Below are 23,673 nucleotides of genomic sequence, written 5' to 3' on the forward strand. Positions count from 1 at the left end.
GCCTGTCTCCCGGATTGGCCAATGGCACGGGCACCCAGGAGATCGGCGGGCTCATGGACTGGCAGGCGCTCCAGATCGTGCGGGGGATGGCGGGGCTGAACCTCGTCGGATGCGACCTCGTGGAGGTCTCGCCGCCCTTCGACACCTCCGGGACCACGGCGCTCACCGCCGCCAACCTCCTCTTCGAGATGCTCTGCGTCCTCCCCGGCGTGCCCCAGGACCCGCCCGGGCCGCTCCACGGGTTCAGGATCGAGTGACCGAGCCTTGCCGTCGCGGCCCCGCAACGCTCCGGCCGGGGGCGGAGGGACGGCCGTCCGGCCATGGGAGGCCTCACCCGAGAGGGCGCGCGTTCCCCGCGACCGGCGCGATGGGCTTGCCGGCGCTCGCGGCGCCTGCCTTCCCTTGAGCGTCAGGGGCTGTTCCAGGACGTCGGCCGTTCGGGCCCTGAGGCGGGCGAAGGCGATGACGCGGAGCCCTCCGACGGTTCGAGGGAGGCGCGCGCAGTCGCGGACCAGGCGGCGGCTTTCGCATCCCGTCGGGCGTCCGCCCGCAGCTGGCTCAGCGTCCGCCGGTTGCGTCTGAGGACCTGCCCTCCAGCCCGTCCAGGAATCCCTCCAGCTCCTCCGGCCTCATCCTCACGACGTGCTGGTCCTCCGGATAGGCTCCGCCCTCCACGTCGGCGACGAACTCGCGGAAGGCGGCCACGCGCTCGCGCTGGAGGCGGTCCTCCTCGGCGGCAAGGTCGCGGTAGACTTTGGCGTGGCGGGGCATGTGGCCCCGGTTGGTGCCCAGGATGTCCTCGGCGAAGAGATACTGCGCGTCGCAGCCGGGCCCCGAGCCCATGGACCAAAGGAGGATGTTCACGCGCTGGCTGATGGCGGTGGCGACCTCGACGGGCACGACCTCGATCTCCACCGCGAAGGCGCCGGCGCTCTCGTAGGCCTTGACCTCCTCGTAGAGCCTGAGCGCGTCGTCGGCCGTCTTGCCCACGGCCTTGAACCCCCCGGTCCAAGTGGCGCGCGACGGGACCAGCCGACGTGCCCCACCACCGGGATATGCTCGCGCGCGAGGTATTCGACGGTGCGGAGGGAGCCCGAGCAGTAGACCGCGTCGGCGCCCCGGTTGATCGCGTCGCCCGACCAGCGCAGGTAGTCCTCGGGCGTGCCGGCCTCCAAGTGCGTCTTGCCGGTCATGGAGAAGATCGAGGGCGCCACCTCGCGGTAGCGCGGGTGCGTCAGGAGTTCGAAGGGCACCGAGGCGATGTCGATGCCCGCCTGCTCGGCGGCCTCGGCCTCCTCGAGGGAGAAGTAGCGCAGCATGGTGAGCTGGCGCCGGCCCTTGAGCGCGCGCAGGTCGGCGACGGTCGGCTTGGGGTGCATGTCCTGTCCCTGGTTCGGTCGTGGTAAGCGGGCCACCCCCTGGGGGACGCCCGCCGGTCGGGGCCGCCCTCAGGCCGGCGCCCGCTCGGGCACCGCCTGGTGCAGCTCGTTCTTGTAGGGCCTGGCGGTGGGCGGGAGCTGCCGCTGGAGGTAGTAGCCGGGCTCGCGCCGCTGGCGCATGACGGCCTGGAACATCTCCCTGTAGGCGGCCCAGATCGAAGGATTGGGCGTGGGCAGGTCGTGCTTGACAACCTCGTGGAGCTTCGGCAGCGCGTGGTAGGGCACCATCGGGAACATATGGTGCTCCACATGGTAGTTCATGTTCCAGTAGATCCAGCGCGAGACCGGGTTCATGTAGACGGTCCGGCTGTTGAGCCGGTGGTCCAGCACGTCCTCGGCCAGCCCGCCGTGCTGGAGGAGGCCGGTCATCACCATGTGCCAGCAGCCATAGAGGCGCGGCAGGCCGATCAGCATGAAGGGCAGGAGCGCGCGCCAGCCCTGGCCGCCCAGGAGCATCCCCAGCGCCACCAGCGCCGTCAGGCCGTAGATGGTCATGTGCACCCGCGCCCAGAAGATCACCTTGGGCCACTCGCTCTCGGGGATGTAATCCTTCTCGTCGGCCGAGAGCTCGCCCCGGGCGTTGCGCCAGAGCACCTTGAAGGAGTTCCAGGCGTCCACGATGCCGACATAGGCCAGCGCCTTGAGGCCGAGCTTGATCGGGTGCATCCAGGCGATCTCGGCGTCGCGGCCGACGATGATGGTGTCGGTGTGGTGGCGGGCGTGGGACCAGCGCCAGTTGACCGGGTTCCGCATCACCTGGAACGACGCGATGTGGTAGACCACGTCGTTCATCCAGGGCGTGCGGAAGGCCGTGCCGTGCCCGCATTCGTGCCAGCGCGAGTCGCAGGCCGAGCCGTAGAGGACGCCGTAGGCGATCCAGAAGGGCAACGACCACAAGACATGGCCCGTCCAGGAGAGCCAGGCCGCGAGGCCGCCGAAGACGACGTGGAGCGCGACCCAGAGGATCGTGTCGCGCAGCGCCGGCTGGTCGGTGCGCGTCATCAGCTCCTTCATCACCTTGCGCGGCACCTCGGTGTGGTACCACTCGGCCGCGGCGAGGCCCGCCTCGACCGCCTGGCGCGAGGACTCCCCGGTGAGGGTGTAGTCGCGCGGGGGGTAGGGGCGCGGGCTGGTGGGGGACGTGGGGCTTGGGATGCTGGTCATGAGGGAACCTCCTCTGTCGTGCGGTCCTCGGTCGTGGAGCGAAGGGGCAGGAAGCGGCCCGAGGGTTCGGGAAAGTCGTCGTCGGGCTGGGCGGCGATGGCCTTGATGCGCGACTCGGCGGCGGCGATGGCGTCCCGCCCGTCGAGGACGCGGAAGCGGGCCTGGTAGTCCCGGGCCTCCTGCGGGCCGAGCCAGATCATCTCGCCGCGCTCGCGGGCGGCATTGTCGCCCAGGACATGGTGGGTGGAGGGCTCGATGCCAAGGGCGTAGCTGCCCGCCTGGAAGTTCTGCCACTGGTAGGCGCAGGGAAGCTGGTCCTTGCGGGTCGCCACCTCGATCCCGAGGCCCAGGCGGTCATTAACCAGCGCCACCGGCACCTCGCCCGCCCTGTCGGCCGCCATCTCGTGCTGCCAGACCTGCTCCACGAAATCGAGGGTGGGGGCCGGGGCGGTGCGGTAACCGACCCGCTGGTCGCGGTAGCGGGCGGCGTGGGCGGCCCAGACCACGTCACGGATCGGCGCGAGGTAGCGCGAGCCCTCCTCCAGCACCGGGTGGCCGAGGTTGACGTGGTAGAAGAACATGTGCGGCGTCCGCAGGAAGCCCTCGTTCACCACCCGGTCGATCAGGCGGATCTCGTCGCCGCCGAGGTCGGCCTCGATCCGGCGGTGGAGATGGAGGTTCTCGCCGAAGACGGCGGACTGCCGCACGATCCCCTCGGCCCAGAGGATGCAGCGGTCGCCCTCCCAGCGCTCGCCGTAGCCGGTCAGCCGGGCCGGGATCGTTGTCAGGCGGCCGTGCAGGACGTGGCGCACGGTTCTCTTGCCGGGGTAGTTGTAGCTGTCGGCCTGGACCTCCTCCGGTCCCAGGATGTGGTCGAGGCCGCAGGTCACGAGGAAGCCGGTGAAGGAGCGAGCGAAGGCCAGGCCCTGCTCGCCCTCCGTCTCATGGAGGCCGGGGTGGCGCAGGCCGGCGGGCGAGTGCCAGCCGATGGAGCGGCCCTTGTGCTCCACCTCCACGATGTCCATCGCGCGGTCGAGCGCGACGGTGAAGCGCAGGCCCGTGCCGGTCCGGAACTCCAGCATCCGGACGCCGCGCTCGGTCCCGTCGCTCAGGGTGTAGAGCCGCACGCCGCCATAGGCCGAGAGCGACCCGGCGTGGGCCGCCAGGTCGCGTCGGGAGAGGGATCGGCCGAAGAGGTCAGGCATCGAGGTCTCGCGTCACAGGCCCTGGGCCCGCAGCTTGTCCTCCAGGAAGGTCTTGGAGCGGGGCACGTCGGCCTCGTCGAGGTGCTCGACGATGACCGGGATGTTGGGGTGCTTCTCGCTCAGCCGCTTGAGGTAGAGGTCATAGTTCAGGACCCCCATTCCCGGCGCGTCGAGCGCGATGGCGCCCACGCCGCGGAAGGTATGCGAGGCCAGGGCGTCGTCGTCGCCGATGTCGGCGTGCTTCTCGCTGGTGTCCTGGGACCGGGCCACGTCCTTGGCATGGGCGATCTTGATCTTGTCCGCCAGCGTGTCGAAGACCTGGTTCAGGACCTTGTCCATCTGGTCGATGTTGTGGTCCTCGAAGTAGTTGGTGGGGTCCATCAGCAGGCCCAGGCCCGGGTGGTCCACCTGCGCGAACATCCGCACCGTCTCCTCGACCGAGCCCACGACGTTGTTCACGTAGGTCTCGAGGAGGAACATCGCGCCGTGGTCGTAGGCCTCCTGCGCGAGCTCGGCGATCACCTTGCGGCAGGTCTCGAAGCCCTCCTCGGACTTGTTCCTGGGGTCCGACATCCATTCGGACTCGGTGTTGTAGGTGCCGGTCTCGGAGATGACGTAGGGCGTGCCGAACCGGCGGGCGTTGCGGATGATCTCCTTGAGCCGGTCCACGTTCTGCGTCCGGTGGCCTTGGTCCGGATGTATGATGTTGGTGTAGCCCGAGATGGCGCAGATCGGCAGGTCGTTGTCGCGGAACACGTCGCGCACGCGCTTGGCCTTGTCGGGCGTGATCTGCCCGTGGCTCAGGTCGATGTCCTTGAAGTGCAGGTCGAGCTGGACCGTGTTGAACCCGTGGCCCCGGATGCGCCTGGCGGTCTCCTCCAGACCGTAGGGGAAGTAGCCCGTGAAGATTCCGGTCTGCATCATGATGGCGTTCCTCCCTGGTGCCGTTCTTCTTGTGTGTCGATCTCGGAGAGCCGCACCGTCCGCCGTTCGGCGATGGAGCGGTAGCCGGCCTCGATCAGCGCCACGGTCCGGACGTTGTCCGCGACCGAGAGCGCGGGCGGCGTGCCGGTCGCGAGCGCGTGCTGGAGTTGCTCCATCACGCCGACGAAGGCGTGGGGGAACCACATCGTGTCCCAGGCGGGGGTCACCCATTCGCCGTTGGTGGCCTTACGCGAGGCGTAGGTGAGCGTGGACGCCGCGCCGGTGGGCCAGCCGATGGTGCCCTTGGCGACGCCCTCGGTCCCCTCGACCCGGAAGCCGATGTGCTGGTCGTCCTTGTAGCCCTCCTCGCGCGGGCCGGACCACACGTCCTCCAGGCTGAGCGCCAGCACGCCCGAGGGGAAGCGGAGCGTCGAGACGGTGATCCCGTCGCCGTGCTCGAAGCGGGTGCGCGGGTCCTTGCGGGTGACCGTGGTGATCTCCTCCGGGTCGCCGAAGAGGAACCGGAGCACGTCGAGGTGGTGGACCGCCATGTTGGCGAGGGTCAGGCGGTCGTAGTCCTCGAGGAAGGTCTGCCAGTGCGGGATCGCGTGCATGTCGATCTGGGCGAAGACGATCTCGCCCAGGTCGCCCCGGTCGAGGATCTGCTTCAGCACGCGCATCGACTGGTCGTAGCGCATGTTCTGGTTGACGCTCAGGACCTTGCCGGCGGCGGCGGCCTCGTCCCGGATGGCGATGGCCTCGGCCAGGGTGAGGGCCAGAGGCTTCTGGGCGAGGATGCCCCTGATGTGCGGCTGCCTGAGGGCGTGGCGGATGAGCGCGGGCTGCTGGTCTGGCGGATAGGCGATGTCGAGGACCTCGATGGACGGGTCCTCGATCAGCTCCTCGGGGGTGGCCGCGATCTTGGGGATGCCCCATCGGTCGGCCACCCCTTGGGCGCGGGACAGGGTGCGCGAGGCGATGGCCGCGACCGGGAAGCCGGCCTCCTTGTAGGCGGCGAGGTGGCACTCGGCCATGATCATTCCGGCGCCGATGCAGCCGATGCGGAACTGCCGGGTGCGGACCTCGGGGTCCGGGGTGAAGTCCGGGACGTCCTTCATGCCTCTCCTCCTCCAGCCCGCCGAGGGCTTTCCTGCTCTGCCGGGAAGCCGCGCGCGACCTTGCGCCGGGCCGCGCGTCGCGTCGGGGACCATGACCAGCGTTGTGGACAGGGCATGGTCGCAGGCCTGCGTCTCCCGGCATCGCAAGGCTGCTCGTCAGGGTGCCTCCTCACCCAGACTGGTGTTTTCTGATGACGCGCGGGTTGGTGTCAATCATTTCTTTACGGTCGTTTGAGAGAGGCAAAGAGATGTCCGGCTCGTCCAAGAGCAGGAGAGGACAACATCGCATAGCTCTTACAAGGTTCGAATCGCACCGGCTTGGGCTCCCCGCGGCTTGACAGCTCTCTCGCTAATCCATCAAAACACATCATCACGCCCGTTGTGCCGACCTTGAGGCGTTGGGCGACTATGCCGTAGCGAACGCTTCGATGAGGTCGAGTTGAGCATGCCGTCCCCGCGGCCCACCCTTTCGGACCTCGCCCGCGAGACGGGCGTGTCCTCGGCCACGGTGGACCGCGTCATCAACAACCGTCGGGGCGTCCACCCCCGGACCCGCGACCTCGTGATGACTGCCGCCCGGCGGATCGGCTACCTGCCCGAGGGTCGTCCGGTGGCCGAGGTGCCGCGGGCGCCGCTCCGCTTCGCGTTCCTGCTCCCGGCCGGGAACAACGCCTTCATCGACGCGCTGCGACGCCAGATCGAGGCCCAGGCGCGGGAGCGTCCCGATCTCGATGCGCGCGTCGAGATGATCGAGGGATTCAACCCCGACAGCCTGGCGCGTCGGCTCGACGAGGTGCCGGGCAGCCTCGACGGGCTGGGATTGGTGGCGCTGGACCATCCCCTCGTCCGCGAGGCGCTGCGTCGTCTGGCGCGGCGCGGCGTCGGGGTCGTCACACTCGCGTCGGACGTGCTCAACGTGCCGCGCGTGGCCTATGTCGGCATCGACAACCGGCAGGCGGGGCGGCTCGCCGGCTACATCCTGGGGCGATTCCTCCCGAAGGGCGAGACGGCGAAGGTGGCCTTCTTCGCGGGCTCCCGGTCGTACCGGGGCCACGAGGAGCGCGAGATGGGCTTCCGCTCCGTGCTGGCCGAGGACTTTCCAGGGGCCGTGATCGTCGCCCAATGCGAGAGCATGGACGACCCTGAGCGAGCCTATGCCGAGACGCGCGCCGTCCTGGAAGCGCATCCCGACCTCGCGGCCATCTACAACGCCGGGGCGGGCAATCCCGGGATCGCCTGGGCGCTGCGGGAGCGGGATCTCGCGCGGCGGGTCGTGCTGATCGGGCACGAGGCGACCGAGGGCAACAAGCGGCTCCTGCTCGATGGGGTGCTGGACGCGGTGATCGACCAGAACCCGCGCGTGGAGGTTCGCGAGGCTCTCAACGTCCTGACCGGGGCCGCTCGGCAGGAGCCCTACGGCTTGGTGCAGCCGCGCCTGCAGGTCGTCTTCCGCGAGAACCTGCCGGAGGACTGACCCTCCGCTCAGAGCACCTTCAGGTGCCGCTGGAGCGCCCCGTTCAGGTGGCGGCGCATGGCGTCCTCGGCGCCGTCGAGGTCGCGGGCGCGGGCGCGCTCCAGCACGTCCAGATGCTCGCGCATCGTGGTCTCGAGGGTCCGGGGGCTCCAGGCCGAGTCGAGCCGGATGATGCGGAGGAGCGTGGCAAGGCGACGGTAGGCGGCGTCAATCTGGCGGTTGTCCAGCGACCCGATCACCGCGCCGTGGAACATCGTCTCGAGCGTGGCGGCGCGTTCGGGGAGGTCCTCGGCCCGGGGAGCGTGAGCGAGGTCGTGGAGCAGGACCTCATGCGCGCGGATGATCGGGTCGATCCGGTCGAGCGAAGCGGAGTCGGCGAAGACCCGGACCGCCGCACGCTCCAGGATGCCCCGGAACTGGTAGGTGGAGCGCGTGAGGTCCACCCCCGGCCTGACGAACTGGATGCCGGAGCGGGGGTGGATCTCCAGCACGCCGTCGGCCTCGAGGACCTTGAGCGCGTCCCGCAGGGGTCCGACGGGGCAGCCGGTGATCCGCGACAGATCCCCTTGCGAGACGAAGGCCCCGGCGGCCACGCGCCGGTCGAACAGGGCCTCCAAGACGGCGCGGTATGCGGCGTCGCTGAGGCGCTCGGCGGAGGGGAGGTTGTCGATGCCCTGCTTCATGCCTTGTCCTCTATCATGCTGCCCCGCAGATTGCCAGTTGACAGAGCAGTTGCCCATCACTGATATATCAGACGCGAGCGTGTGGGAGATCGACGTGGCACGACGGATCAGCGGCTTCACCTTGACGCGCTTCCAGTTCCGGCGCGACCGCGTGATCGGCGACAGCCAGGTCCGGGCCGAGTTCGTCCATGCCGTCGCCGTGGAGCTTCATGCCGAGGACGGCGAGACGGGGCTCGGCTTCGCGCAGTTCCTGTTCAACCCGTTCCCCGACCTTGCCGAGTGCGAGGCGATCTTCGCCGCCGAGGTCTTCCCGGGGCTGGAGGGGCAGGACGCCCTGTCGCTGGTCCATCGCGTGGACCGTCCGCGCGGAGGCAACCGGCGTTCGGCCTCGCTGCCCTTCGGAGAGGGGGTGCAAGTCGCGCTCTGGGATCTCGCGGCGCGGCAGGCGGGGCTGCCGCTCTGGAGGATGCTGGGCGCGCGGCGCGACCGGGTGCGGGGTTACGCGAGCGGGCTCGACTTCCACCTGTCGGACGAGGAGTTCTCGGACCTCTTCGGCCGCGCGGCCGAGCAGGGCTACACCGCCTTCAAGATCAAGGTCGGCCACCCGGAGCCGGAGCGGGACCTGCACCGGCTGGACCTTCTTGCCCGCGCCGTGGGCAAGGGCCGTCCCGTCATGGTGGACGCCAACGAGGCCTGGAGCCCCAAGGAGGCGCTGATGCGGGTGGAGGCCATGCAGGCTGCCGGGCACCGCCTGCTCTGGGTCGAGGATCCGATCCTGCGGGACGACTTCGACGGGCTCAGGATGCTCCGCCACGAGATGCGGGGGACGCAGCTCAACTCGGGCGAGTACCTCGACCTGTCGGGGCGGCGGGCGCTGCTGGAGGCGCGGGCGACCGACATGCTCAACGTCCATGGGCGGATCGGCGAGGTCATGCAGGTGGGCTGGCTCGCCGCCGACATCGGCATCCCGGTCACGCTGGGGAACACCTTCCTGGAGCTCGGGGTCCACACCGCCATGGCGCTGCCCGAGGTGCAGTGGATGGAGTATTCGTTCCAGAACTACGACGTCCTCGCCGAGGAACCCATCGAGATCCGCGACGGCTGGGTGATGGCTCCCGACCGACCCGGCCATGGACTGCGGCTGAGCGAGGCGGCGCGGCGGGAGCTCGCCTGCCCCCGGCGGCTGCCCGACGACGAGATTCCCGCCGGGCCCGCCTGCGACCGCCTAGGGCCCGGCCTGGGACACCGCCACGACACGCAGAAGATTGCGGCACACGCAGGGAGGAGCTGAGGACATGGGACGTATCGCAGGCTGGCTGATCGGGACGGCCCTGGCGGCGGCGCCGACGCTGTCGATGGCCCAGGAGCTGACGGTCTGGGACTGGAAGTCGGGCGACCCGGCGGCCGCCAACTACTTCGCGGCCGTCAAGACGGCCTTCGAGGCCGCGCATCCGGGCGTGACCGTGAACTTCGTCATGCAGCCCCATGACCAGTACTACACCCTGCTCGGCACCGCGCTCGGGTCCAGCAGCGGGCCGGACGTGATGCTGCTCCACGGCGGCTCGCAGGCCACCAGCCGGGCCGAGGCGCTGCGGCCCCTCAACGACATGGCCGAGGGCTTCGCGGGCGTCGCGGACTTCACCGCCGGCGACAAGACCATCGCCCTGCCGCTGACGATCCAGGGCTTCGTCGTCTACTACAACAAGGCGCTCTACGAGGCGGCGGGACTCGACCCCAGCAAGCCGCCGCAGACCTGGGACGAGCTCAAGGCCGTCTGCGACGCCTTCAAGGCGCAAGGGACGGTTCCCTGCTTCGCGATGGGCAACAAGGAGGGCTTCGGCGGCGACTTCTTCCTGTCCTCGCTGGCGGCGGACCTCTTCACCCCCGAGGAGCAGGCGCAGATGGCCACGGGCGACCTGCCCTGGACCAGCCCGCACATGAGGACCATCGCCGAGACCTGGGTGCAGACCTCGCAGGACGGCTGGTATCCCGAGGGCGCCAACGCCACCGCCAAGTTCATGGACGAATACGAGATGTTCATGCGCGGCGAGGCGGCGAACACCATCGGCCTGCTGTCCGACGTGGCGCACTGGAAGCAGTTCGAGGAATTCCTGGGCCCGGAGAACGTGGGCGTCTATGTCCACCCCGCGCCGGGCACGAGCGACCTGCGCCTGCCCGTTTCGGGCGGGATCGGCTATGCGGTGAACGCCTCCAGCGCCAATGCGGACCTCGCCGCCGACCTCGTGAAGACGCTGAGCGCGCCGGAGCAGGCCGCGATCTTCGCCGTGGATACCGGTGCGCTGCCCGCCAGCACCGCCGTGGACACCTCCGCGCTCTCCAGCCCGACGCTGGGCACCATCCTCGGCCTGATGAACGGCCCGACCTCGCCTCTCGCCCACGCCGTCATGGCGCCCACCGTCATGGAGGAGTGGCACCGGCAAAGCCAGCTCCTCGTCAGCGGCGAGACCACGGTGGACGACGCGCTGGCGCGGATGGAGGAGATCCGCCTCCAGGCCAAGTCGAACTGAGCCGGGGAAGGTGATGGCGCGGCGGACGATAGGGCAGGCGGAGAGGCGGTTCGCCGCGCTCGTGCTGCTGCCCGCCGCGCTCCTCCTCCTCGTCTTCCGCATCGTCCCGCTCCTCTGGGGCTTCGCGCTGTCCTTCACCAACGCGAACGGGCTCGGCTCGGCGGACTGGGTGGGCCTCGCGAACTACCAGGCCGTGGTGGCGGACGAGGCGTTCCAGGACGCGCTCGTCAACACGGTGCTGGTGCTTTCGACGCTGCCGGTCTGGATCATGCTGCCCATGCTCCTCGCGCTCCTGATCCACCAGGGGGTGCCGGGAGGCCGCATCTTCCGGGCGGTCTATTTCCTGCCTGCCGTGCTGTCGTCGGTCATCGTGGGCTCGATCTTCAACGTCGTCCTGCGCTTCGACGGGAGCCTCAACGCCGCGCTGAAGGCGGTGGGGCTGCACCCGGTGGACTGGCTCGGGAACGGGTGGACGGCGCTCCTCAGCCTCGTCACCGTCTACCTCTGGTCCACCTTCGGGATGAGCGTGCTGATCTTCATGGCGGGGCTCTCGACCATCAACCAGGAGATGCTGGAAGCCGCCAAGCTCGACGGTGCGCGGTTCTGGGCGCGGCTGCGGTTCATCGTGATCCCGACGCTGCGGCCGATCATCGAGTTCGTGGCGGTGGTCACCACCATCGGCCTGCTGACAGGGATGTTCGGCCTGATCTACGTGCTGACGGCGGGCGGTCCGGGGACCGCAACGACGCTGCCCGAGTTCCTGATCTGGCTGGAGCAGGGGAAGCTCAACCGTCCTGGCTACGCGGCGGCGATCTCGGCGGTGCTGTTTGTGCTGATGGCAGGCGTGGCCTGGGCGCAGGTCCGCATCATGTCGCGCAACGCGGACCTGTAACATGGCCGCCGCCGGAAAACGCGAGCGCCGGTCGCTCTGGATCGCGGCCATCCCGATGGCGCTGCTGGCGCTGTCCTGCGTCTACCCGATCTACTTCGCCGTCAACAACGCGCTGAAGACCTCCAAGGGCTACATCCTCGACCGCTTCGGCCTGGTGACGGACCCCACGGTCCAGAACTTCGCGGATGCCTGGGGACGGGCGCGGTTCTCGGAATACTTCGTGAACTCAGTGCTGGTGACGGCGGGGGCGGTGGGGCTCCTCCTGCTCCTGTCGTCGCTGGTGGGCTTCGCGCTGGCCATGCTGCGCTTTCCGGGGCGCCGCTTCGTCTTCGTGGCGATCCTGGCGGCGCTGATGATCCCGATCCAGGTGGTGCTGGTGCCCTTCTACCGGACGGTGGAGGGGCTCGGGCTCCTCAACACCCGGGTCGGGCTGGTGCTGGCCTACACGGCCTTCTTCCTGCCCTTCTCCATCTACCTGATGACCGCCTTCTACCGGGGGCTCCCGCGCGAGCTCTTGGAGGCCGCCCGCATGGACGGCGCGCGGTTCCTGGAGGTCTGGTGGCACGTCATGCTGCCGCTGGGCCGCCCGGCGCTGCTGACCTTGGGCATCCTCAACACGCTCTACTGCTGGAACGACGTGCTGATCTCGCTTCTCGTGCTGCAGGACCGGCGCACTCTGATGGTGGGCATCGCGGCGCTGCGGGGGAGTACACGACCAACGTGCCGCTCCTCGCCGCCGGGATCGTGCTGGCGGCGGCGCCCATCGTCCTCGTCTACCTCGTCTTCCAGAGGCGCATCGTCGGCGGCATCGCCGTGGGCGCCGTGAAGGGCTGACCATGATCGACCTGCGCCACGTCTCCAAGCGCTTCGGCGGGCACACCGTGATCGACGGGGTGGACCTCTCGGTCGAGGAGGGCGAGTTCGTCGTCTTCGTCGGCCCCTCGGGCTGCGGCAAGTCCACGCTGCTGCGCATGATCGCGGGGCTGGAGGAGATCTCCTCCGGCGACGTCTGGATCGGCGGCGAGAGGATGACCGACGCCGAGCCCTACGACCGGGGCGTCGCGATGGTGTTCCAGAGCTACGCGCTCTACCCCCACATGACGGTGGCCGAGAACATGGGCTTCGCGCTCCGCATCCAGGGGCTGGGGGCGGCCGAACGGCGGCGGATGGTGGAGGCGGCGGCGCGCAAGCTGCACCTCGACCACCTGCTCGACCGCAAGCCCGCCGCGCTGTCGGGCGGGCAGCGGCAGCGGGTGGCGATCGGGCGGGCCATCGTGCGCGACCCCAAGGTGTTCCTGTTCGACGAGCCGCTTTCGAACCTCGACGCCGAGCTGCGGGTGCAGATGCGGATCGAGATCGCGCGCCTGCACCAGACCCTCGCCAACACGATGGTCTACGTGACCCACGACCAGACCGAGGCGATGACTCTCGCGGACCGGATCGTGGTCCTGCGCGGGGGCCGGATCGAGCAGGTCGGGCGGCCCACGGACCTTTACGACGACCCCGACAACCTCTTCGTCGCGGGCTTCATCGGCAGCCCCCGGATGAACTTCCTGCCTGGCGTCGCGGCAGGGCCGGACTCCGTCCGCGTGGCGGGGCTGGAGGTGCGGGTGCCGGGCCTCTCGAGCCGTCTGGCGCCCGGGCAGGAGGTGCAGGTAGGTCTCCGGCCCGAGCACCTGACCGCGACGGAGGGCGTGGAGGTTCCGCTGGCCATCGAGGTCGTCGAGCAACTGGGCGCCATGGCCTACGTCCACGGCTCGCTGGCGCCCGACGTGCCGGTCGTGGCGGAGTGGCGCTCGGGGCGGCCCCGGGTGGGGGAGCGGGTCCCCTTGCGGTTCGACCCGCGCGACCTGAGGCTGTTCGACCGCGAGGGGAGGCGCATCCGATGACGACGGAAACCCATGTCCAGGCCATCCAGCTTCGGCCCGAGCGGGCGGAGGAATACCTGCGCCACCACGCCGAGCCCTGGCCCGAGGTCGTCGCGGCCCTGCGCTCGGCGGGCTTCCACGACTACACGATCCACTACCTGCCCGAGGCCGGGCTCCTCGTGCAGCGTTTCAGCATAACCTCGGACGATCCCGCCGCCGCGCTCCGCCGCGTGTCCGAGGCGCCGGAGATGCAGCCCTGGCTGCGCCTGATGACTGGGTGCCAGACGCCCATCGAGGGCCATGCGAGCTGGGCTCCGATGCGCGAGGCGTTCCGGCTTGACTGACGCCCTGGGCCTGCCGCCGCTGGGCCTCGGCACGGCGGGGATCGGCAACCTCTACCGGCCCGTGACCGACGCGCAGGCGGAGGCGCTGCTGGACTCGGCCTGGGACGCCGGGATCCGCTACTTCGACACGGCGCCGTTCTACGGCCTGGGCCGGGCCGAGGCGCGCCTCGGCCGCTTCCTGTCCGGCCGGCGCGAGCCGGTGCTGGTCTCCACCAAGGTGGGACGGGTGCTGGAGCCCGTGGACCTCGACCACGTCCCGGAGGTCGGCTTCGCCGAGCCGCTGCCCTTCGCGCCACGGTTCGACTACAGCCGCGACGGCCTGCTGCGGAGCTTCGACGATAGCGTCGGGCGCTTGGGCCGTGTCCCCGACCTCCTCCTGATCCACGACATCGGCGAGATGACCCATGGCACCGAGGGCAACGCTGTCCACATGGCCGCGCTCCGCACGGGCGGGTTCCGCGCGCTTGATGAACTGCGGTCGAGCGGCGTCCGGGGGATCGGGATCGGCGTCAACGAGGTGGCGATCGGCCTCGCCCTGCTGGAGGAGGTCCGGCTCGACGCGATCCTCCTCGCCGGGCGCCACACCCTTCTCGACCGGAGCGCGGGGCCTCTCCTGAGGCGCGCCGAGGCGGCGGGGGTCGCCGTCATCGCGGCGGGGGTCTTCAACTCCGGCATCCTTGCCACGGGCGCGCGGCCGGACGCGAAGTTCGACTACGCCCCGGCGTCCCGGGACATCCTCGATCGCGTGGCGGGTATGGAGCGGGTCGCCGCGCGCCACGAGGCGCCCCTGAGCGCACTGGCCCTCCAGTTCCCGCGACGCGACCCGGCGGTGAGGACCACGCTCCTGGGCGCGGCCTCGGCGGGGGAGCTGGCCGTCTCGCTGGCCGACCTGGAGAGGCCGGTGCCGACCGGGGCCTGGGACGACCTGGACGCCTTCACGAGCACGCAGAAGCGGGCGCAATGACGCGGCGGATCGGCTCTCAACTGACGGAACTGCAAGGACTCCCATGAACAGGCTCTTGGGCAAGCGGGCGCTGGTGACGGCGGCGGGACAAGGGATCGGCCGAGCCTCGGCGCTCGCCATGGCGCGGGAGGGAGCGGAGGTCTGGGCGACGGATGTCGACGAGGCGGCGCTCCCGTCGCTGCTGGCCGAGTGGGAGGCCGAGTCCGGGACCGCCCGGGCAACCGGCACCGATGGCTCCGTGACCTTGGCGCTCCAGCCGGACAAGGGCCGGATCGTCGCTCGACGCCTCGACGTCCTCGATCCCGAGGCGGTCCGCGCCGCCGCGCGGGAGCTTCCGGCGCCTCAGGTCCTGTTCAACTGCGCGGGCCATGTCCACCACGGCACCATCCTCGACTGCGACGAGGAGGCCTGGGACTTCTCGGTCCGGCTCAACATGACGGCGATGTACCGGATGTACCGCGCCTTCCTCCCGGGCATGATCGCGAACGGGGGCGGCTCCATCGTCAACATGGCCTCGGTCGCATCCACGGTGATCGCCGCGCCGAACCGCTTCGTCTACGGCGCGACCAAGGCGGGCGTGATCGGCCTCACCAAGGCCGTCGCCGCGGACTTTGTCGGCCAGGGGATCCGCTGCAACGCGATCTGTCCCGGAACGGTCGAGAGTCCCAGCCTCGAGCAGCGAATGCGGCGGGGCGGCGATTATGATGCCGCGCGGGCGGCCTTCATCGGACGGCAACCCATGAATCGGCTCGGCCGGCCCGAGGAGATCGCGGCCCTGGTCCTGTACCTGGCCTCGGACGAGTCCAGCTACACCACGGGGACCGAGCACGTGATCGACGGTGGTTGGAGCAACCTGTGAGATGATCGGCGCCGGGCCGGGATGGCTCGGCTCCTCCGGCAGGGCTACCCCTTTGGCGGCCCGGTCGCGGGACGATCCCGCGCCGTAGCGTTCACCGGCGACGATCACGACGGCGCTGCCCTCGTCGCGGGCGGCCCGGTGTCGGAGAGGCCCCGGACCATGACCTCACGTCCATCCCATCGCGACCGAGATCGCCGCCAAGGGCAAGCGCCACGACCATGGGCGGCGAGGCCCGAAAAGCATCCTAAAGGCGGGGGCGGACCCGGCCCGGGACGTTCCGGTTGCCCGAAAGCACGGCCGTCGCCACGATGCCACCCTGGATCGCGGTCCCCATCGCGGGATGGAACGGGCCGGAGTCGTCGATGCAGGTCGTGCGGCCGGAGCTTCCGATCCCGACGCCGATGGCCTCGAGACCGTCGTGCAGCCATCGGGCCTTCTACGAGACGCGGCCCAGGACCGGAGCCGTAGTCCATCTGCACTCCACCCATGCCACGGCGCTCACCTGCCCTGCGGAGACCGACCCCGAGGACTGCATTCCGCCGCTCACGCCCCAAGCCGCCATGCGCGTCGGCCAGGTGAGGCTCCTGACCTGCGTTCGCCCGGGCCGGAAGGCCATGGGCGAGATGATCCGGGCGCTTGGAAGCTCCCTCGCACCCAGCCTCGACGACCTGAAGATCATTGGGAAGGCGCTGGCTCGGGTCGGGAGCCCGCCCGGGGTCGGGTGGCCCGCGCCCGACGCTCCCGCAGGATGGGGTGCGCCCTGGGGGAACCAAGGCCGAGCCCCATGCAGGGAGCCGACAGGAGTCCGTCGCCTGCCCCGTGGAGAAAACCTTTCTCTTGCAAATCACGACTTGAGGACTCGTATTTACTGGAAAGCATCAAGGAGGTCCGATGCCATGATCCCGCAGCCCAGCTTCTCCGCCGCCCGTCTCCGCCGTCCCAGCGACGCCCCGGCCGAAGCGGCTCCGTCGCGCGGCGCTCCTCGGCCGGTCCGATCGCCCTCCCCTCCCGTCCGCATGGACCGGATCGACCGCATGATCGTAGCCGAGCTCCAGCGGGACGCGACGCTGCCGCTGGTGCGGCTCGCCGACAGGGTGGGCCTGTCGCAGACGCCCTGCTGGAAGCGGGTCCGCAAGCTGGAGGAGGCCGGGGTCATCACCCGCCGCGTGGCGCTGGTCGACCCCGACAAGGCGGGGCTGGGCCTGACGGCCTTCGTCGCCGTGACGGCGGCGGACCACAGCCCGGCCTCGCAGGAGGCCTTCGCAGCGGCCGTGGCGGGGCTGCCCGAGGTGATCGAGGTCTGGCGCATGGCGGGCGAGGCCGACTACCTCCTGAAGGTCGTGACGCGGGACATCGCGGCCTTCGACCTCTTCTATCGGCGGCTGACCGGGAGGCTGGACCTCAAGACGGTCACCTCGCAGTTCGCCATGGAGCGCGTGGCCTACAGCACGGCGCTCCCCATCCCGCCCGACGAGTCCTGAGCCCCTTCGGAGGACGCCATGTTCTGCTGCATCCCGGACCCCGCCCTCGCGTGCCTGCTCGCGGGGGATGGTGAAGCCATGGCCGACGCGCGGGAGGGGCGGTGGGTCGCCGCCATCCTCCTGGCCGAGGCGCTCGCGCTCCTGATGCTGGGGAGCCTGCCATGGTCCTGATGACGAAACCGCTGGAAGGACGGCCGCTCGCGCCCGGGCTGAGGGTTCTGATCGTGGGCGGGGGCGTCGAGCGGCGTGCTCCTCGCGGCGCAACTCCTGCGGCAGGGCGCGGGGCGGGTGGCGGTGACGATCCTCGAGAAGGGGGCGATGCTGGGCTGCGGCGTGGCCTATTCGACGCCGGACCCGCGGCACCTGCTCAACACCCGCGTCGCCAACATGGCGGCCTATCCGGACGAGCCGGACCACTTCCTCGACTGGCTGCGGGGCGAGGAAGGGTGGTTCGCGGACCCGCAGGGCTTCGTGTCGCGCGGGACCTACGGGCGCTACATGCGGGGGCTGCTCGATCCTTGGGGCGACACCCCCGCGCTGGCCTGCTGGCAGGCCGAGTGCCTGCGGCTGGAGGTGGGCGCCAAGGGCGTGACGGCGCATCTGGCAACCGGCGAGCGGGTCGCGGCCGACCTCGCGGTGCTGGCCACCGGGCACGCACTGCCGGGGGCCGCCCAGACGCCGGGGATCAGCCAGCCCTGGAGCGGCCCGGCCACGCCCTGCGACGGGCACGTGCTGATCGTGGGCTCGGGGCTGACCATAGTGGACCAGGTGCTATCGCTGCTGGCGGGTGGGCACGAAGGGACGATCACGGCGATCTCGCGCCATCGGCTGCTGCCGCAGGTCCACCGGCCGACCGATCCGGTGGACCTGCGGCCGGGGGAGTTGACGGAGCCGATGCGGATCGCCCCGCTGATGCGGTGGCTGCGCGGGCAGGCGCGGGCGCGGGAGGAGGCGGGCGGCGACTGGCGGGACGTGGTGGACGGGCTGCGCCCGCACCTGCAGGCGATCTGGAGGGAGCTGCCGACGGAGTCGCGCCGGAGCTTCCTGCGCCACGCGAGCTCGCTCTGGGAGGTGCACCGGCACCGGATGCCGCCCGCCTCGCACGAGAAGCTGCAGGAAGCGCGGGGGAGCGGGCGGCTGCGGCTCCTGCGCGGGCGGTTCGAGTCGGCGGGGGTCGGCGAGGCAGGGCGCCTCGTCGCACGCATCTCGGGACCGGACGGGCGGCACCGGGATCTGCCGGTGTCGCGCATCATCGACTGCCGGGGAGTCCGGCGCGACCCCGAGGCGCACGCGACGCCGCTGGTCGCGGAGCTGCTCGCCTCGGGCAAGGCGCGGCTCGATCCGCTGCGGGTGGGGCTCGACGTGGGGCCGGACTGCGCGGTGCTGCGCGCGGACGGGAGCGCGAGCGGGCGGCTCTTCGCGATGGGGCCGGCCTCGCGGGCGGCTTTCTGGGAGATCACGGCGATCCCCGACATTCGTGCGCAGGCGGCGGCGCTGGCCGGGCGGCTGCTGGAGCGGGTGGGCGCCTAGCCCCGGTGGCCCGTGACCTCGCGCCCGGTGTCGGGTGGGAGGCGCAGGAAGGCGAGCGCCGAGACCACGCCCAGGGCCGCCATGCCGAGGAAGGCCGCGCGGAGGTCCAGGATCCTGGTTTCCTCCGCGCCGCGCCAGGCTTCGCTTCCCCGGATCGCGACCACCGACAGCGCCACGCCGAGGAGCTGCGCGAGTTGCTGCGTCATGGCGGTCAGCGTCGCCGAGGTGGCGCGCTGCCTCTCGCCGATGTCGGCGAAGGCCAGGGTGTTGAGCGCGGTGAGCTGCATCGACCGGAACGCGCCCGTCGCGAAGAGGAGGACCCAGAGCGCCATCTCCGGCAGCCTGGCGGGGACGAGGGCGAAGCTGCCCACGGTGGCCGCCGCGAGAAGGCCGTTGCCGACCACGACCGGCCGGAAGCCCCAGGTCCGCAGGACCGGCGTGGTCACGCTCTTCATCACGAGGTTGCCGAGGAAGTAGACGAGCACGAGCCGCCCCGAGGCCAGCGCCGAGAGCCCGAACCCCACCTGGAACAGGAGCGGCAGCAGGAAGGGCGTGGCGTTGATCGTCATGCGCCCCAGCGTCCCCGCCGTCATGGTGGCGAGGCGGAACGACGGCACGGTCAGTACGCGGAGGTCGAAGAGCGGCGCGGTCGTCCGGCGCATGTGGCGCCAGCCCAGCGCACCCAGGGCAAGTCCCGCCGCCAGCAGCCCCCCGGCGAGGAGACCGGCATCGCCGTTCGCGACGAGTTCCAGCCCGCCCAGGAACCCCAGCAGCGATAGCGAGCAGAGCGCGAAGCCCAGGGCGTCGAAGGGCGCGGAATGCCCTCGGTCGCTCTCGGGCACGAGGAGCAGAAAGAGGGTGATCGCCGCGAGGCCGAGCGGCAGGTTGACGAGGAAGTTCCACTCCCATCCCACCGTCTCGGTGATCCAGGCGCCAAGCACCGGCCCGATCACCGGTGCGAAGAGCGCGGGCCAGGTGATGGTCGAGATGGCGTTCATCAGCTCGGACTTGCGCGCCGAGCGCAGCACCAGGAGCCGCCCTACCGGGGCCATCAGAGCCGCCGCCGCGCCCTGCAGGATCCGCGCCGCCACGAAGGCCCAGAGCGAGGGCGCCACCACGCAGAGGAGCGAGGCGAGCGTGAACAGGCCGACCGAGACCACGAGGACCTGCCGTGCCCCGAATCGTTCGCCGATCCAGCCGGCGGCGGGCACCACGGCGGCCAGCGCCAGGAGGTAGGCCGTGATGCCGACGCTCATGGCCACGGCGTCCACGCCGAAGGCGGCGGCCATGGCCGGGAGCGAGGTCGCTATGATCGTGCCGTCGAGGAGTTGGATGAAGACCACGAGCGCGACGAGGCGCGGCACGAGCCCTGGCGAGACGGAGGACGGAGTGGACAGGACGGCCATGGGCGCCAAGGTTGCTTCGGGACGTGAAAAAAGGGAAGGCCGGTCGGACTCGGCCTTCCCCCAGGCGACGCCGGTCGACGCGTCAGTTGGTGCGCGCTTGGAGGAGACCCAGCGCCGCCTGGTAGTAGCTGGTGTCGATCCAGGCGTCGTAGTCCACCTGCCCCTCGATCAGGCCGTTCGCGGCCATGAAGGACTCCTCGTCCCTGAGCGAGTCGATGGCGGCCTGGGTGATCTCGGGCGATTGGTGGAACTGGTTGTCGGGATAGGTCGCGCGGATGGCGTCCTCGGGGCGGCCGGTCTCCTCGGCGAAGATGCGGATCGTCTCGTCGGGGTGGGCGTCGGCCCAGGCGGCGGTCTGGATGTCCACGGCGAGGATGCGGGCGAGGACCTCGGGGTACCTGCGGGCGAACTCGCCGTTCACGGTGATCGGGTAGGGGCTCACCCATTCGGGATGCTCGGCGCCGTCGAAGATGACCTTGGCGAGGCCCTGGTCGATCAGCGTCTGCACGGTCGAGCGGCTTTCCACGATGGCGTCGATGTCGCCCCGCGCCAGCGCCGGGCCGGCGGTCTCGATGCCGAAGTTGAAGCTCTCGACGTCGTCGGTGGAGAGGCCCACCGTCTCGAGCGCCTTGGCGAAGTTGGAGTGGCGCACGGTGCCCTGGAGGTAGGCGACGTTATGGCCCTTGAGGTCGTCGATGGAGTCGATGTCGCCGTCGGCCCGGGCGATCACGACTGTCTCGTTGAGCGGGTTCCAGGAGGAGAGGCCCACGGCCTTGACGTCGGCGCCGGAGGCGGCGAGGCGCAGGGCGGGGTTGTTCCCCGTATACATGAGGTCGAGCTGGCCCGAGCCGAGCGCCACCGAGGCCTCGGAGCCGCCGTCGAAGGTCACGAGCTCGACCGGGATGCCCTCGGCCTCGAACTCCTTCTCGAGGAGGTGGAGGTTGCGGAAGAGGATGAACTTGAGGTGGCCGGGGGCGGTCGAGCCGATGCGGATCGCGTCCGGCAGGGCGGCGTCCTGGGCGAGGGCGGGAAGGGCCGTGGTGCCGAGAAGGGCGGCGGCGGCGAGGCCGAAGGCGCGGCGGGTGAGCGTCATGGTAGTCTCCCTGAGCATGACTTGGGTGGGCCGCGGCGCGCCTGCGGCGCCGCGGAGAGTGGAGGACGAGGGGACGGGCCCTAGTGCGGCTGGTCGCCCGCGTCGGCGCGCCAGTGGGTCGCGCGGCGCTCGATCCAGACGAGCGCGTAATTGAGGAGGAGGCCGACGAAGGTGAGGACGAGGATGCCCGCGTACATGTCGGCGGCCTTGAGCATGAGCTGGGCGTTCTGGATCAGGAAGCCGATCCCCGACCGCGCGGCCAGCATCTCGGCCGCGATGACCGAGAAGAGCGAGGCCTTCACGCCGAGCCGCATCCCCGCGACGATGGAGGGGATGGCCGAGGGGAAGATCACCTTGCGGAACAGGTCCCAATCCGAGGTGCCCATCGACTTCGCGGCCTTGAGGAGCAGCGAGTCCACCGACTTCACCCCAACGATGGTGTTCACGAGGAGGAAGAACACCGCCGCGTAGAAGGTGATGGCGATCTTGGACGCCTCGCCGATGCCGAGGAGCAGGACGAAGACCGGCAGGAGCGCGAACTGCGAGGTGTTCCGCAGCGTCTGGACGAGGAGGTCGGTCGCCTTCTCGAAGGCGGCGTAGCGGCCCATCAGGAAGCCCAGTGGGATCGCGACGACCGTGGCGAGGAGGAAGCCCAGGCCCGCGCGCTCGAAGCTGATGCCGATGTGCCTGGCCATCTCGCCCGAGGCGATCAGGTCCCAGAGCGCGGACAGGACCGCCGAGAGCGGCGGGAAGAAGATCGGGTTCATCCAGCCGAGGCGCGGCGCCACCTCCCAGAGGAGGCAGAGCGCGAGGAGGAGGGGGAGCCCCGCCAGCACCGTGCTCGAACCCCAGAGGCGAGCGACGGCCGAGAGCGCCGGGCGGTGGAAGTCGGTCTTGCCCGCGACGGGGGCGGATCGTCCAAGGACGTAGGTCATGGCGGCCTCCTTCAGTGGGTCGCGGAAGAGAGCGCCCAGTCCTTCTGGGCGGCGCGGACCTCGTCGCGCAGGACGTTCCAGACCCGGCCCTTCAGATGCGCGAACTCGGGCGAGTTGCGGAGGCCCTCGGCGCGGGGGCGAGGGAGGTCCACGTCGATGATCTCCTTCACCCGGCCCGGACGGGCGGTGATGGCGACCACCCGGTCGGCCAGATAGACTGCCTCGTCGATGGAGTGGGTGACGAAGATCACCGTGGTCCTGAGCCGTTCCCAGATGCGCAGCAGCTCGGACTGGAGGATGTCGCGCGTCTGGGCGTCGAGCGCGGCGAAGGGCTCGTCCATCAGCAGGACCTCGGGCTCCACCGACAGGGCGCGGGCGATGGCCACGCGCTGCTGCATCCCGCCGGAAAGCTGGGAGGGGTAGCGGTCCTCGAAGCCGTGGAGGCCGAAGAGGGACAGGAAGTGGCGGGCGCGGGCGCGCCGCTCGGCGCGGCCGACGCCGCGCACCTCCAGGGCGTATTCGATGTTCTCCAGCGCCGTGCGCCAGGGGAAGAGCGCGTATTGCTGGAAGACATAGGCCATGCGGGGGTCGGGGCCGGTGATGGCCTCGCCGTCGATGCTGGCCGTCCCGGCGGTCGCGTCCGTGAGCCCGGCCACGATGTCGAGGAGCACGGACTTGCCCGAGCCCGAGGGACCGACGAGGGTGATGAACTCGCCTTGGCGGATCGACAGGTCGAGGCCCGAGAGGACGGTGATGCTGTTCGACCGGAGCCCGTCCACCGTGACGGTCTGGCCGGGCTTGAGCTGGAAGGTCTTGGCAATGTCGGCGACCGTGATGCGGTCCATGGGGAATCCTCCGTGGTCAGACCTGCGCCACGCGCAGGTGCCGGGTGGTGTCGTGCTGGGAGCCGCCCGCGCGGCCCCTGGACCAGCCGAGGGCCCGCGCGTAGACCCCGAAGAGATCGCGGGCCTCGGCCTCGTGCTCGGTGATGCCGATGGGGCCATCGGCGGCCTCGGCGACGAAGAGCGCGTCGGTCGGGCAGTAGATCTCGCAGAGGAAGCAGGTCTGGCAGTCGTCCTGGCGGGCGATGACCGGCATGCCCTCGGCGTCCTTGGCGAAGACGTCGGCGGGGCAGACCCGCACGCAGATGTCGCAGCGGATGCAGCGGGACGCGGAGACGACCTCGATCACGACGCGGCCTCCTCCAGGGCGGCCTCGGCGCCCTGGGGCTCGACCTCGATCCGGTGCACGCCTCGCAGGGCGTAGCGCAGGACCGGGCCCTCGTCGGTCGCGGGGTGGTCCAGCCGGCGGTGCATCCCCCGGCTCTCGGTCCGGGCCAGCGCCCCGGTCAGCAGCCAGCGCGCCGCCGCGAGGCCGCTCGCCGCCTCGCGCGGGCGGAGGCGGTCCGCGCCCTCGCCGCCGAGGTGCTGGATGGCGCGGGACCAGAGGCCGTCGAGGCGGGAGAGGCTTTCGGCGAGTTGCCCGCCCTCGCGGAAGAAGTTGCGGTCGAGCGGGGCGACCTCGGCGCGGACGGCGGCCTTCACCTCGCGCGGGTCGAGGGCGAAGGAGTCGCTGGGCCGGAGCCCGACGCCGCCCATGGGGGCGACATGGTGGCGGAAGCGCCGGGGCGCGCCGCGACGGCAGGCGTAGGCCAAGGCCCCCTGCCCCGCCCACCAGCCCGAGGCGATGGCCCAGGACGAGTTGACCGCGCCACCGCCCGAGATGGCGCCCGCCACGTCCTCGCGGCTCCCCGCGGCGCCCCCCCC

Annotated in this window: 25 protein-coding genes and 2 pseudogenes; 14 read left to right on the forward strand and 13 right to left on the reverse strand. The window is 70.7% G+C overall.

Going from position 1 to position 23,673, the window contains the following annotated elements; all coding sequences use genetic code 11:
• Positions 1-257: arginase family protein (locus RUMESO_RS19515; RefSeq protein WP_211262934.1), on the forward strand; the 257-nt coding region annotated here is incomplete at its 5' end.
• A gap of 301 nt (positions 258-558) precedes the next feature.
• Here the strand turns inward: RUMESO_RS19515 and RUMESO_RS27465 are convergent.
• The 5 genes from RUMESO_RS27465 to RUMESO_RS19540 form a co-directional block, all read right to left on the reverse strand.
• Positions 559-990, reverse strand: coding sequence for a 3-methyl-2-oxobutanoate hydroxymethyltransferase (locus RUMESO_RS27465; RefSeq protein ID WP_245639346.1), 432 nt, complete (start codon positions 988-990; stop codon positions 559-561).
• A gap of 458 nt (positions 991-1,448) precedes the next feature.
• The gene (locus RUMESO_RS19525; RefSeq protein ID WP_051521510.1) at positions 1,449-2,603 is read right to left on the reverse strand and encodes a fatty acid desaturase family protein; all 1,155 of its coding nucleotides are present in this window, start codon (positions 2,601-2,603) and stop codon (positions 1,449-1,451) included.
• The gene (locus tag RUMESO_RS19530) at positions 2,600-3,808 is read right to left on the reverse strand and encodes an aldose 1-epimerase family protein (protein WP_051521511.1); all 1,209 of its coding nucleotides are present in this window, start codon (positions 3,806-3,808) and stop codon (positions 2,600-2,602) included. The genes RUMESO_RS19525 and RUMESO_RS19530 overlap by 4 nt, the downstream gene beginning before the upstream one ends.
• A 12-nt stretch (positions 3,809-3,820) precedes the next feature.
• On the reverse strand, positions 3,821-4,732 hold the full coding sequence (locus RUMESO_RS19535; RefSeq protein WP_037282698.1) for a sugar phosphate isomerase/epimerase family protein: 912 nt from the start codon (positions 4,730-4,732) through the stop codon (positions 3,821-3,823).
• A complete protein-coding gene (locus tag RUMESO_RS19540; RefSeq protein WP_051521512.1) occupies positions 4,729-5,850 on the reverse strand; it encodes a Gfo/Idh/MocA family protein in 1,122 nt (373 codons plus the stop codon). Before RUMESO_RS19540 ends, RUMESO_RS19535 begins: the two co-directional genes overlap by 4 nt.
• Before the next feature lie 445 nt (positions 5,851-6,295).
• Here RUMESO_RS19540 and RUMESO_RS19545 point away from each other — a divergent pair, with 445 nt between their 5' ends.
• Positions 6,296-7,324, forward strand: a complete 1,029-nt coding sequence (locus RUMESO_RS19545; RefSeq protein WP_037282700.1) for a LacI family DNA-binding transcriptional regulator — start codon at positions 6,296-6,298, stop codon at positions 7,322-7,324.
• 8 nt (positions 7,325-7,332) lie between these two features.
• Here the strand turns inward: RUMESO_RS19545 and RUMESO_RS19550 are convergent, their stop codons facing one another.
• Positions 7,333-8,007, reverse strand: coding sequence for a GntR family transcriptional regulator (locus RUMESO_RS19550; RefSeq protein ID WP_037282702.1), 675 nt, complete (start codon positions 8,005-8,007; stop codon positions 7,333-7,335).
• Between the two features lie 94 nt (positions 8,008-8,101).
• Between RUMESO_RS19550 and RUMESO_RS19555 the strand changes: the two genes are divergently transcribed.
• The 8 genes from RUMESO_RS19555 to RUMESO_RS19590 are packed head-to-tail and all read left to right on the forward strand — an operon-like array spanning position 8,102 to position 15,462.
• Positions 8,102-9,298 carry a mandelate racemase/muconate lactonizing enzyme family protein gene (locus RUMESO_RS19555; protein WP_211262935.1) on the forward strand — a complete coding sequence of 399 codons (1,197 nt, stop codon included), beginning with the start codon at positions 8,102-8,104 and terminating at the stop codon, positions 9,296-9,298.
• Between the two features lie 4 nt (positions 9,299-9,302).
• A complete protein-coding gene (locus tag RUMESO_RS19560) occupies positions 9,303-10,535 on the forward strand; it encodes an ABC transporter substrate-binding protein (RefSeq protein ID WP_037282704.1) in 1,233 nt (410 codons plus the stop codon).
• Between the two features lie 13 nt (positions 10,536-10,548).
• Positions 10,549-11,427 (forward strand): carbohydrate ABC transporter permease, encoded by an 879-nt coding sequence (locus tag RUMESO_RS19565; protein ID WP_051521513.1) that lies wholly within the window; start codon positions 10,549-10,551, stop codon positions 11,425-11,427.
• Between the two features lies 1 nt (position 11,428).
• On the forward strand, positions 11,429-12,253 hold the full coding sequence (locus RUMESO_RS19570; protein ID WP_211262936.1) for a carbohydrate ABC transporter permease: 825 nt from the start codon (positions 11,429-11,431) through the stop codon (positions 12,251-12,253).
• Positions 12,254-12,257: 4 nt separating this feature from the next.
• Positions 12,258-13,316 carry an ABC transporter ATP-binding protein gene (locus tag RUMESO_RS19575; protein WP_037282739.1) on the forward strand — a complete coding sequence of 353 codons (1,059 nt, stop codon included), beginning with the start codon at positions 12,258-12,260 and terminating at the stop codon, positions 13,314-13,316.
• Positions 13,313-13,639: an L-rhamnose mutarotase gene (locus tag RUMESO_RS19580; protein WP_051521514.1), complete on the forward strand. Its 327-nt coding sequence runs from the start codon at positions 13,313-13,315 to the stop codon at positions 13,637-13,639. Before RUMESO_RS19575 ends, RUMESO_RS19580 begins: the two co-directional genes overlap by 4 nt.
• On the forward strand, positions 13,632-14,603 hold the full coding sequence (locus RUMESO_RS19585) for an aldo/keto reductase (RefSeq protein ID WP_051521515.1): 972 nt from the start codon (positions 13,632-13,634) through the stop codon (positions 14,601-14,603). Before RUMESO_RS19580 ends, RUMESO_RS19585 begins: the two co-directional genes overlap by 8 nt.
• A 43-nt stretch (positions 14,604-14,646) precedes the next feature.
• Positions 14,647-15,462, forward strand: a complete 816-nt coding sequence (locus tag RUMESO_RS19590) for an SDR family oxidoreductase (RefSeq protein WP_037282708.1) — start codon at positions 14,647-14,649, stop codon at positions 15,460-15,462.
• 57 nt (positions 15,463-15,519) lie between these two features.
• Here the strand turns inward: RUMESO_RS19590 and RUMESO_RS28670 are convergent.
• Positions 15,520-15,585: pseudogene (locus RUMESO_RS28670) on the reverse strand (hypothetical protein); the annotation flags it as partial.
• A gap of 278 nt (positions 15,586-15,863) precedes the next feature.
• Here RUMESO_RS28670 and RUMESO_RS28675 point away from each other — a divergent pair.
• From RUMESO_RS28675 to RUMESO_RS19605, 4 genes and pseudogenes are all read left to right on the forward strand, one after another.
• Positions 15,864-16,082 (forward strand): annotated as a pseudogene (locus tag RUMESO_RS28675) (class II aldolase/adducin family protein); the annotation flags it as partial.
• A gap of 396 nt (positions 16,083-16,478) precedes the next feature.
• The gene (locus tag RUMESO_RS27470) at positions 16,479-16,943 is read left to right on the forward strand and encodes an Lrp/AsnC family transcriptional regulator (RefSeq protein WP_037282743.1); all 465 of its coding nucleotides are present in this window, start codon (positions 16,479-16,481) and stop codon (positions 16,941-16,943) included.
• Between the two features lie 18 nt (positions 16,944-16,961).
• Positions 16,962-17,114 (forward strand): hypothetical protein, encoded by a 153-nt coding sequence (locus RUMESO_RS25380; protein ID WP_156363036.1) that lies wholly within the window; start codon positions 16,962-16,964, stop codon positions 17,112-17,114.
• A gap of 75 nt (positions 17,115-17,189) precedes the next feature.
• The gene (locus tag RUMESO_RS19605; RefSeq protein WP_156363037.1) at positions 17,190-18,473 is read left to right on the forward strand and encodes an FAD/NAD(P)-binding protein; all 1,284 of its coding nucleotides are present in this window, start codon (positions 17,190-17,192) and stop codon (positions 18,471-18,473) included.
• Here RUMESO_RS19605 and RUMESO_RS19610 read toward each other — a convergent pair.
• The 6 genes from RUMESO_RS19610 to RUMESO_RS19635 all read right to left on the reverse strand — a co-directional run.
• Positions 18,470-19,879, reverse strand: a complete 1,410-nt coding sequence (locus tag RUMESO_RS19610; protein WP_037282713.1) for an MFS transporter — start codon at positions 19,877-19,879, stop codon at positions 18,470-18,472. The genes RUMESO_RS19605 and RUMESO_RS19610 overlap by 4 nt on opposite strands.
• Before the next feature lie 82 nt (positions 19,880-19,961).
• Positions 19,962-20,972 (reverse strand): aliphatic sulfonate ABC transporter substrate-binding protein, encoded by a 1,011-nt coding sequence (locus tag RUMESO_RS19615; RefSeq protein WP_037282716.1) that lies wholly within the window; start codon positions 20,970-20,972, stop codon positions 19,962-19,964.
• 80 nt (positions 20,973-21,052) lie between these two features.
• Positions 21,053-21,907, reverse strand: a complete 855-nt coding sequence (locus tag RUMESO_RS19620) for an ABC transporter permease (protein WP_037282719.1) — start codon at positions 21,905-21,907, stop codon at positions 21,053-21,055.
• An 11-nt stretch (positions 21,908-21,918) separates the two neighbouring features.
• Positions 21,919-22,752: an ABC transporter ATP-binding protein gene (locus RUMESO_RS19625; RefSeq protein WP_037282721.1), complete on the reverse strand. Its 834-nt coding sequence runs from the start codon at positions 22,750-22,752 to the stop codon at positions 21,919-21,921.
• A 16-nt stretch (positions 22,753-22,768) separates the two neighbouring features.
• On the reverse strand, positions 22,769-23,098 hold the full coding sequence (locus RUMESO_RS19630) for a 4Fe-4S dicluster domain-containing protein (protein WP_037282724.1): 330 nt from the start codon (positions 23,096-23,098) through the stop codon (positions 22,769-22,771).
• The coding region (locus RUMESO_RS19635; protein WP_037282745.1) for an FAD-binding protein at positions 23,095-23,673 on the reverse strand (579 nt) is incomplete at its 5' end. The genes RUMESO_RS19630 and RUMESO_RS19635, both read right to left, overlap by 4 nt.

The organism is Rubellimicrobium mesophilum DSM 19309, assembly GCF_000600335.2.
GTDB lineage: Bacteria > Pseudomonadota > Alphaproteobacteria > Rhodobacterales > Rhodobacteraceae > Rubellimicrobium > Rubellimicrobium mesophilum.

Bases quoted from the DNA above. Each gene is read 5' to 3' on its own strand.
- RUMESO_RS19625 (WP_037282721.1), bottom strand. From the start codon at position 22,752: ATGGACCGCATCACGGTCGCCGACATTGCCAAGACCTTCCAGCTCAAG.
- RUMESO_RS19590 (WP_037282708.1), top strand. From the start codon at position 14,647: ATGAACAGGCTCTTGGGCAAGCGGGCGCTGGTGACGGCGGCGGGACAA.
- RUMESO_RS19615 (WP_037282716.1), bottom strand. From the start codon at position 20,972: ATGACGCTCACCCGCCGCGCCTTCGGCCTCGCCGCCGCCGCCCTTCTC.
- RUMESO_RS19550 (WP_037282702.1), bottom strand. From the start codon at position 8,007: ATGAAGCAGGGCATCGACAACCTCCCCTCCGCCGAGCGCCTCAGCGAC.
- RUMESO_RS19610 (WP_037282713.1), bottom strand. From the start codon at position 19,879: ATGGCCGTCCTGTCCACTCCGTCCTCCGTCTCGCCAGGGCTCGTGCCG.
- RUMESO_RS27470 (WP_037282743.1), top strand. From the start codon at position 16,479: ATGGACCGGATCGACCGCATGATCGTAGCCGAGCTCCAGCGGGACGCG.
- RUMESO_RS19545 (WP_037282700.1), top strand. From the start codon at position 6,296: ATGCCGTCCCCGCGGCCCACCCTTTCGGACCTCGCCCGCGAGACGGGC.
- RUMESO_RS19620 (WP_037282719.1), bottom strand. From the start codon at position 21,907: ATGACCTACGTCCTTGGACGATCCGCCCCCGTCGCGGGCAAGACCGAC.
- RUMESO_RS19560 (WP_037282704.1), top strand. From the start codon at position 9,303: ATGGGACGTATCGCAGGCTGGCTGATCGGGACGGCCCTGGCGGCGGCG.
- RUMESO_RS19540 (WP_051521512.1), bottom strand. From the start codon at position 5,850: ATGAAGGACGTCCCGGACTTCACCCCGGACCCCGAGGTCCGCACCCGG.
- RUMESO_RS19530 (WP_051521511.1), bottom strand. From the start codon at position 3,808: ATGCCTGACCTCTTCGGCCGATCCCTCTCCCGACGCGACCTGGCGGCC.
- RUMESO_RS19570 (WP_211262936.1), top strand. From the start codon at position 11,429: ATGGCCGCCGCCGGAAAACGCGAGCGCCGGTCGCTCTGGATCGCGGCC.
- RUMESO_RS19565 (WP_051521513.1), top strand. From the start codon at position 10,549: ATGGCGCGGCGGACGATAGGGCAGGCGGAGAGGCGGTTCGCCGCGCTC.
- RUMESO_RS19525 (WP_051521510.1), bottom strand. From the start codon at position 2,603: ATGACCAGCATCCCAAGCCCCACGTCCCCCACCAGCCCGCGCCCCTAC.
- RUMESO_RS19535 (WP_037282698.1), bottom strand. From the start codon at position 4,732: ATGATGCAGACCGGAATCTTCACGGGCTACTTCCCCTACGGTCTGGAG.
- RUMESO_RS25380 (WP_156363036.1), top strand. From the start codon at position 16,962: ATGTTCTGCTGCATCCCGGACCCCGCCCTCGCGTGCCTGCTCGCGGGG.
- RUMESO_RS19580 (WP_051521514.1), top strand. From the start codon at position 13,313: ATGACGACGGAAACCCATGTCCAGGCCATCCAGCTTCGGCCCGAGCGG.